A 7,874-nucleotide genomic window follows, 5' to 3' on the forward strand; every position below is an offset into this window, starting at 1 on the left:
GCCCGGGAACGAGCGGGACAATGGGCCCCCGGGCCCATGTCCCGCCCGAACTGCCTTGTTAACGTGCGGTACATGACTCGACGACGGATCGCACGGATCACCACGGCGGCACTGGCCGCCGCGCTCACCCTCGGGCTGACCACGGCCTGCGAGGGCGACGGCGGTGAGAAGAAGGACGAGGGCAAGAGCGTCGCCGAGCAGCAGCCCACGCCGAGCGCCACGGCCCCGCCCGCCGTACCGTCGCCGCCGTTCGTCGCCCCGACCGGCACGCCGCTGACCAAGGCCGAGCTGGACAAGGCGATGCTCGTCGCCGCCGACGTCCCCGGCTTCAACGTCGGCCCGATGGACGCCCCGCCGCCGCAGGGCGAGATCGCCGAGAAGCCCGAGTGCGCCCCGTTGATCTCGGTCCTCAACGGGCAGCCCGAGCCGGCCGGTTCGGCCGCCGCCTACCGGCAGCTCACCGGCGCCAACAAGAACCTCAAGCCGGCCGTCTCGGAGTACCTGACGAGCCACGGCCCGAGCGCCGCGACCGTCCTGTCCCGGCTCCGCGCCGCCGCAACCGCCTGCAAGGGCGGCTTCAGCACGCGCAGCGACTCCGGCCCGTCGTCGTACAAGGGCGTCAAGGAACTGCCCGGGCAGCGCGTCGGCGACGACAGCTTCACCTACCAGCTGACCGCCGACTTCGAGGGCGAGCCGGTGCCGCTGGTCTTCCAGGTCGTCCGCCAGGGCCCGACCGTCGCGACGTTCTACACCGCGAACTTCGAGGGACCCACCACCCCGACGATCCCGGCGGCCGTCGTCACCGCCCAGATCGCCAAGCTGAAGAAGTAGGAGCGGGAGGGGGAGGACGGCCGGTGCGGTTCACCGGCCCCCGCCCCGCTCCCTCACCCCTCACTCCTCACTCCTCATCCCTCCACCGTCAGCCTCGCCCCCGGCCGTACCCCCCACGCCGCCATCGCGCCCGCCTCCGACTCCAGGACGTGCCGGGCGCGCAGGCTGATGCGGCCCATCCGGCCCGGCTTCATCGTCTTCACGGCGACGACCTCCAGCTTCCGGTTCAGGTAGGCCACGTCGATGGCGAACCTCATCCGGAAGGTGTGGACGCTGTTGCACGGGGTGATCAGCAGCGCGCCCTCGATGCCGTCGCGGCCGAGCAGCCCGCGCCGGCGCGCGCCGTACGACGCGGCGATCTCGACCGGTATCGCCTCGTTCCGTCCCTGGACGGTCAATGTGCCCTTGCCGTTGCGCCATTTCGCCATGGTCGAAGACCGTAGCGCCCCGGCCGCCGGCGGCGGCTTGGGCCCCGTACCCGCCTGCAGTGGGCCCCTGGGCCCAAGACCGGGCCAGGGGCGCCCCGTAGGGTCGAAGCGTGTACGTCACGCTGATCGCCGTCGCCGCCCTGTGGGGCGCCGCCACCGGGCTGCTCGTGCCGCGCGCCGCGTACCGGCTCTCCGTAGAGCCGGAGGAGGCGTGGCGCGGCGAGTGCCCCGAGGGCCATGCGCTCATGGGCCCGGCCCGCGGCTGGCTCGGCGGGACGAAGTGCCAGGTGTGCGCGGTGGCCGTGCCGGTGCGCCGGCTCGCGCACGCGGAGGTCGCCGCCGGGGTGAAGGCCGGTACGGAGGCGCCCGCCGGCGAGGTCCGCGAGGAGGACGGGGCCGAGACGGACCCGGCCCCCGCGCCGCGGCCCGTGCCGCCGTTGCGGACCGGCCCCGCCATCCCCGTCGTCACCGCCCTGGCCTGCGCCGCGCTCGCCGCGGCCACCGGGTTCCGGCCCGAGCTGGCGGTCTGGCTGCTGTGCGCGCCGTTCGCCGTGCTGCTGGCCACCGTCGACCTGCGGGTCCACCGGCTGCCCGACCAGCTGACGCTGCCGCTCGCGCTGGCCGCGCCGCTGCTCCTCGGGGCGGCCGCGCTGGCACCGGGTGCGGCGGGGTCCTTCGCGCACGCGCTGCTCGGCGGACTGGTGCTCGGGGCCGCGTACTTCCTGCTGTTCGTGATCAACCCCAACGGCATGGGCTTCGGCGACGTCAAGCTGGCGCTGTCGCTGGGGGTGCTGCTCGGCTGGTACGGCTGGGGGATCCTGTTCGCCGGGGCGTTCGCGGGGTTCCTGTTCGGCGGGGCGTACGGGCTCGGGCTCGTGCTGCTGCGCAAGGCGAACCGCAAGTCCGCGATCCCGTTCGGGCCGTTCATGGTCGGCGGCGCGCTGCTGGGCGTGCTGTTCGGCGCGCTCTCCGCGACCGCCTGAGACTCCCCGTACGCACACACTGACGTCCCGGCGTTCCCGGGGATCGGTGGCCGTCCGCCCTAGCATCCAGCCATATGCGGACAAGCATTGACATTCATGGGCAGCTCTCTGCCCCTTCTGTGACGGAGCGCCCGCCCCGTCCCCGCCCCGCCCCCCTGCTTCCCTGGGCCTGGGCCGCCGGCCTCTTCGCGCTGTACGCCATCGTCGCCGTGCGCCGCCACGCCCTGCTGCGGACCACCGGGTACGACCTCGGCATCTTCGAGCAGGCCGTCCGCGCTTACGCCGAACTGCGCGCCCCCGTCGTCCCGTTGCGCGGCGAGGGCTTCAACCTCCTCGGCGACCACTTCCATCCGCTGATCGCCGTCCTCGCCCCCGTCTACCGGCTCTGGTCCTCCCCGCTGCTGCTCCTGGTCGCCCAGTCCGCGCTGCTTGCCGTCGCCGTCGTGCCGCTCGCCCGCTGGGCGCTGCGCGTGCTGGGGCGGCGTCCGGCGCATGCCGTCGCCGCCGGGTACGGGCTGAGCTGGGGCATCGCCTCGGCCGCCGCGTTCGACTTCCACGAGGTGGCGCTCGCCGTGCCGCTGCTCGCCGTCGCCCTGGAGGCGCTCGGCCGGCGGCGCTGGCGCGCGGCGGTCGCCTGGGCGGCGCCGCTGCTGCTGGTCAAGGAGGACCTGGGGCTGACGCTGGCCGCGGTCGGCGGGTACGTCGCGCTGAAGGGGTCGCGGCGGCTGGGCCTGGTGACGGCGGCGGTCGGGCTGATCGGTTCGGCGGTGGAGGTCGGACTGCTGCTGCCCGCGCTCCACTCGGGCGGCGGGTACGCGCACGGCGGCAACCTCGCCGACGGGTACGGCTCGCTGCTCTCCACGCTCGCCCACGCGCCGCTCGACGTGCTGCGGCCGGACGTGAAGGCGATAACGCTGGTGCTGGTGTTCGCGCCGTCCGCGCTGCTGGCGCTGCGCTCGCCGCTGGCGCTGATCGCGGGGCCGACGCTGGCGTGGCGGATGGTGTCGGAGAACGGCTTCCACTGGGGGACCTCGTTCCACTACAGCGCGATCCTGATGCCGGTGGTGTTCGCGGGCCTGATCGACGTACTCGCCCGCTGGCGGCGGCGCGGCGGGCCGGACGCGGCGGGGAACGTCCGCGCGTCCCTGGCCACGGTGCTGGCCGTGACCGTCGTCATGCTGCCGTCCTTCCCGCTGGCGCAGCTCGCCCAGCGGGCGACCTGGCGGACCACCCCGCACATCGAGGCGGCCCGCGCGCTGCTCGACCGGATCCCGGACGGCGCGACGGTCGCCGCGTCGAACCGGCTGGTCCCGCAGCTGACCTCGCGGTGCACGGTGGTGCTGTTCCCGACGTTCCCGGTGGACGGAGAGCTGTACCGGTACGAACGCGAACGGCTGCCGACGCCCACCGCGGAGTGGATCGTGTACGACCCCGAGGCCCCGGAGGCCTGGCCGTACAAGCCCGGCCACTGGCCCTACCCGCTCGAACAGCAGGAGGCGGAGCTCGCGGCGGCGCAGAAGCGGCACGGCTACGAGGTGGTGGCCCGCCGCGACGGCGTCACCCTGCTGCACCGCCGCGGTGGGTAGGCCGGGGGCGCTCCTTCCGCCAGAGCCCGGCCCGCGCCCGTCCGCCATCGGCCCCGCCCCGTACGCCACCAGCCCCGCGCCCGTATGCCGGCCTCCGCCCTAGGCGTGCGGGCCCACCTCCACTCGGCCCACCACCAGTTCCGCGTGGCCCTCCAGGATCTCGCCGACCCGGGTCGCCTGCTGCTCCAGTTCGCGCAGGCGCGCGCGGCTCAGGGGCTTCAGCGGTTCCACCGTGACCGTGACCCGGCGGCCAGTGCGGCGCTGGTGCCAGACGCCGGCGACCTCGCCGTCCACGAGCAGGAGGGGGTAGTTGCCGGCCTGGCCGCCGGCCAGGGCCCGGGTGTACGCCTCGCCCGGGAAGAGCCGGGCGCGGGGCTGGGACGCGATGCCGAAGGCGTCGAAGTACGGGAGCAGCCGCACCCCGGCCGCCCGGTCCGCCGGGAACTCCGTGTCGCCGGCGGTCACCCAGGCCGGGCCGCCCTCGAACGCGACCTCTTCGATCCGGCCCTCGCCGGCCGCTGCGGCGAACAGGTCCCGGGCCCAGCCGGCCGGGGCCGCCAGCCAGGTGGCGAAGTGCTGCGGGGTCGCCGGGCCGTACGCGCGGAGGTAGCGCTCCAGCAGGGTGTTCAGGGCCTGCGGCCCGTCCGTCGGCCGCACCTCGGGGTTGGTGTACGTGACCTTGCGGCCCCGGTTGGCGCCGTAGCAGAGCACCCCGCGGTGCGCGGCGGTCATGGTCGCCTGCCGCCAGCGCGGCCACTTGTCCTGGAAGGCCTCCATCACGCGCTCGCCCGCCCACGGCCCGGTGCGCGCGACGATCGCCTCGGTCAGCTCGTCCGTCGTGAGCTCGGCGCCCGTCAGCGCGTCCCCGATCGCCGCCACGATCTCGTCCGTCTGCGTCTCGCTCAGCCGGATGCCGTCGGGCTGCCCGCTCCGCCCGGCGGGCAGGGCGGACAGCGCGCCCGTCCACAGCGGCAGGTCCGCCGCCGGCAGCAGGTGCACGGTGCCGCGCGGCCCGTGCGTCTTCACCAAGGAGCCCTCGTCCCAGAGCGCGGCCCGCACCTCGGCCCGGGTCGCCGATGCCGTGCGCAGGGCCAGCGACAGCTCCGCCGCCGACAGGATCTGCGCGTGCGCCCCGAGCGTGGCCGCCGCCACGTCGGCCGGGGCGGCGTCGGCTGGCTCGTCGAGGAACTGGCGGTGGATGCGCCGGGTGTCCGCCCCGGCCCAGGTGACGTGCACGGTGGAGGTCATGCCCCGACGGTAGGGGGCATCGAGGACGGATTCCGTCCTAGTTCCGTTTCCGTTCCCGCCTCGTCGCCGCGTCAACCGGGCGCCCGGACCCGGGGGTCCCCCTTGGGAGGGACGGAACCCGCCGCCACGCCCGGGCGTAAACCCGCCACGGGCCCCCAGGACCCGTGTCCCGCTTGGCCTCCGGAGGTTCCACGGCACTCCGTCGGCGTCGCGTGGCACGCAGCACGAGTGAGGAAGGGTTATGGTGGAAACCCCCCCTCGGGCCGGTCCGTATCCCCCCCACGGACCGGCCCGTTTTCTTTCCCGGGGACCGGGGAGAGCTGCCGGACGGCGAACTCGCGGTTGGTGCGGGTCTGGCGCCGGTACGCCTCGGGCAGGTCGGGCAGGGCCAGCAGCCGGTCGCACGCGGTGAGCGAGGCGGCGAAGTCGCCGACCCAGTACGCGGTGATCGAGTACTCGAACAGCAGACCCCAGCGGTACACCCAGGGCTGGACGAACAGGATGTCGTCCGGCCGCCCGCGGTCGACGACGGCGGAGACGATCGCGTGGGCCAGGTGGTGGCGCTTCATCTTCCGCAGCCGGGACGCCAGTTCGTAGCACGCTTCGAGGCGCTGCGGGCGCGCCTCCCAGGCGCGGGTGAGGAGCTCCGTCGCCGCCGGCCAGTCGCCCGCGTCCGCCGTGAGGATCCCGGCCTGGAGCAGCGCGTAGAAGACCTCCTCCGCCCAGCCGCCCATGGCGGCCCTGCGCTCGTACAGCTCGACGGCCTCGTCCGTACGGCCCAGATCGCGCATGGTCTGGGCGAGGTAGAAGACGGTGCGGGTATCTGCGGGGTCGCGGGCGAGTTCGGCGGTGAGCAGGCGGGCGTCGCGTTCGAACTTGTCGTGCCGTGAGCCGCCGTCGTGGAAGTCCTCGATGACGAGCGCGTCGAGGTGCTCGCTGGTGTGCTGCCGGCCCCGGCTCCCGTCCGCTGTCAGGTACTCGTGGGTGACGCCCTCGTACCGCCAGGCGATGTCGCCGCTGACCAGGCGTTTGATGCGGTACTCCAGGGCGCCCTCGTGCCGCAGCAGGTACGCGTCGGCGGTCAGCGGGGGCAGCGGGCCCTCGTGCCGGATCACGTGGTCCGCGTCGAGGAGCAGCAGGTAGTCGGCTCTGCCGCGGGCATGGCGGATGTTCAGGGTCCGGTTGTGGCCGAAGTTCGTCCACGGCTCCTCGTACAGCTGGCCGGGGATGCCCGCGAGCGCCTCGCGGATCAGCCGCTGGGTCCCGTCGGTGGACCCGGTGTCGGAGATGACCCAGGTGTCCACGAGGTCGCGGACCGAGGCGAGGCAGCGCTCGATGACGCGGGCCTCGTTCTTGACGATCATGCACAGGCAGACAGACGGCTTCATGGCAACCCACTCCCGGCGGACCGGTCCGGAGGACTCGTGGCCGGGCGACCCTATGAACGGGACCCCGCCACCCGAATGCGGCACGCCGGGGCCGTTCCGGGGTTCGCTCCCGCGTACGCGCCCATTCGGAAGGGCTCGTAGGCCAGGGAGCTGATGGGTCTCACAGGGCCTCAAGACGTTGCAATCGCGATCCGATAACCCCCGAGGAGGTCCGATCGGACTTCCCGATCATCGTTCGACCTGGTTATCGAAGGAGCATACGTATGCGTCCTGAGCTCAGGACCCGGTCCCCTCTGGGGCCGCTCGCCCGACGACGTTCCTGGTTCGCCGGCGGGGCCGTCGCCTCGCTCACCCTCGTGATGGCGGGCCTCGCTGCCCCGGCCGTCGCCGTCGCCCCGCCCCCGGCACCGTCCCCGGACACGATCGCGGCGGAACCCGCGAACGGGGGCGACTGCAAGGATCACCACCCGGCGCCCCCCGAGGGCGGACCTGCGGGGCTCCGCGGTCCGGACGGGATCGGGGAGCTGGTGGACCGCGAGCTGCGCGCCGCCGCGGAGAGCATGCCGCAGTACCTGCGGTCCGGCGGCGTCGACAAGGACAAGGACAAGGACAAGTGCAAGGAAGGGAAGCCGGGCCCGAAGGGCGACACGGGACCCCCGGGCCCGCCGGGGCCGGCCGGCCCGGCAGGTCCCGCAGGCCCGGCAGGCCCGGCAGGCCCGGCCGGGCCCCAGGGTCCGCAGGGTCCGGCGGGTGAAGACGGACAGCAGGGGCCCGCGGGCCCGGCAGGTCCCGCAGGTCCCGCAGGCCCGGCAGGACCTCAGGGCCCCCAGGGTCCGCAGGGCGACACCGGCCCGGCCGTGTGCAACGACATCGACGCCCACCGGCTCGAAGCCAGCCGTGAGGTCAAGGGCGTGCTCGTCGACGGCGCCGTGTTCGCCGGCATCCGGGACCTGCAGTCCGAGGTCACGGACTTCATCTGGTACCCGCTGGAGGGCGCCCCGGACGGCGCGTGCTCCGTGTCCATCGCCGAGCAGGCCAACCAGATCTCGGTCGAGACGCTCACCGTCGAGGGCGAGGTGTGGGAGTTCCGGTGCGTGACGGTTCCCGGTTCGGGCAACACGCTCAACTGCGACACCGTCACCGACGACCCCACGGACCCGGACTATCCCCGGGGCCGGTGGATCCATCTGGAGCCGGACCCCGGCGCCCTGAACAACGCCGCCCGGTTCCTGGGCAAGCAGAAGACCGCCGGCACGGTGAACCACGCCGCGAAGGCGCAGAAGTGACCTGACCCGGCGGCAGCCGGCCCGGGCACGCCGGAGGGGCGGGGGGGGCCGGCCGGCGCCCCCCCCCCCCCCCCCCCCCGCCGGGGGGGCGGGCCCCGGCCGGGGGGCAGCCCGCCCCCCCCCC

7 protein-coding genes are annotated in these 7,874 nt (G+C 74.4%); 4 read left to right on the forward strand and 3 right to left on the reverse strand.

Going from position 1 to position 7,874, the window contains the following annotated elements:
* Nucleotides 1–72 precede the first annotated feature (72 nt).
* Complete coding sequence (locus ACGFMM_RS34235) at nt 73–831, forward strand: hypothetical protein (protein WP_393650413.1); 759 nt, start codon at nt 73–75, stop codon at nt 829–831.
* A 74-nt stretch (nt 832–905) separates the two neighbouring features.
* Here the strand turns inward: ACGFMM_RS34235 and ACGFMM_RS34240 are convergent, their stop codons facing one another.
* Nucleotides 906–1,259, reverse strand: coding sequence for a DUF192 domain-containing protein (locus tag ACGFMM_RS34240; RefSeq protein ID WP_393650414.1), 354 nt, complete (start codon nt 1,257–1,259; stop codon nt 906–908).
* A 110-nt stretch (nt 1,260–1,369) separates the two neighbouring features.
* Between ACGFMM_RS34240 and ACGFMM_RS34245 the strand changes: the two genes are divergently transcribed.
* A complete protein-coding gene (locus tag ACGFMM_RS34245) occupies nt 1,370–2,242 on the forward strand; it encodes a prepilin peptidase (protein ID WP_393650415.1) in 873 nt (290 codons plus the stop codon).
* A gap of 74 nt (nt 2,243–2,316) precedes the next feature.
* Complete coding sequence (locus tag ACGFMM_RS34250; protein WP_393650416.1) at nt 2,317–3,828, forward strand: DUF2079 domain-containing protein; 1,512 nt, start codon at nt 2,317–2,319, stop codon at nt 3,826–3,828.
* Between the two features lie 99 nt (nt 3,829–3,927).
* Here the strand turns inward: ACGFMM_RS34250 and ACGFMM_RS34255 are convergent, their stop codons facing one another.
* Both ACGFMM_RS34255 and ACGFMM_RS34260 read right to left on the reverse strand, forming a co-directional pair.
* Nucleotides 3,928–5,076 carry a winged helix DNA-binding domain-containing protein gene (locus tag ACGFMM_RS34255; RefSeq protein WP_393650417.1) on the reverse strand — a complete coding sequence of 383 codons (1,149 nt, stop codon included), beginning with the start codon at nt 5,074–5,076 and terminating at the stop codon, nt 3,928–3,930.
* 239 nt (nt 5,077–5,315) lie between these two features.
* Nucleotides 5,316–6,464, reverse strand: coding sequence for a glycosyltransferase (locus ACGFMM_RS34260; RefSeq protein WP_393650418.1), 1,149 nt, complete (start codon nt 6,462–6,464; stop codon nt 5,316–5,318).
* A 263-nt stretch (nt 6,465–6,727) separates the two neighbouring features.
* On the opposite strand from ACGFMM_RS34260, the gene ACGFMM_RS34265 reads away from it, so the two are divergent.
* Nucleotides 6,728–7,750, forward strand: a complete 1,023-nt coding sequence (locus tag ACGFMM_RS34265) for a hypothetical protein (RefSeq protein ID WP_393650419.1) — start codon at nt 6,728–6,730, stop codon at nt 7,748–7,750.
* Nucleotides 7,751–7,874: the final 124 nt, after the last annotated feature.

Origin of the sequence: Streptomyces sp. NPDC048604, assembly GCF_043199435.1 — a bacterium.
Classification (GTDB): Bacteria; Actinomycetota; Actinomycetes; order Streptomycetales; family Streptomycetaceae; genus Streptomyces.

Bases quoted from the DNA above. Each gene is read 5' to 3' on its own strand.
- ACGFMM_RS34240 (WP_393650414.1), bottom strand. From the start codon at position 1,259: ATGGCGAAATGGCGCAACGGCAAGGGCACATTGACCGTCCAGGGACGG.
- ACGFMM_RS34265 (WP_393650419.1), top strand. From the start codon at position 6,728: ATGCGTCCTGAGCTCAGGACCCGGTCCCCTCTGGGGCCGCTCGCCCGA.
- ACGFMM_RS34255 (WP_393650417.1), bottom strand. From the start codon at position 5,076: ATGACCTCCACCGTGCACGTCACCTGGGCCGGGGCGGACACCCGGCGC.
- ACGFMM_RS34260 (WP_393650418.1), bottom strand. From the start codon at position 6,464: ATGAAGCCGTCTGTCTGCCTGTGCATGATCGTCAAGAACGAGGCCCGC.
- ACGFMM_RS34250 (WP_393650416.1), top strand. From the start codon at position 2,317: ATGCGGACAAGCATTGACATTCATGGGCAGCTCTCTGCCCCTTCTGTG.
- ACGFMM_RS34235 (WP_393650413.1), top strand. From the start codon at position 73: ATGACTCGACGACGGATCGCACGGATCACCACGGCGGCACTGGCCGCC.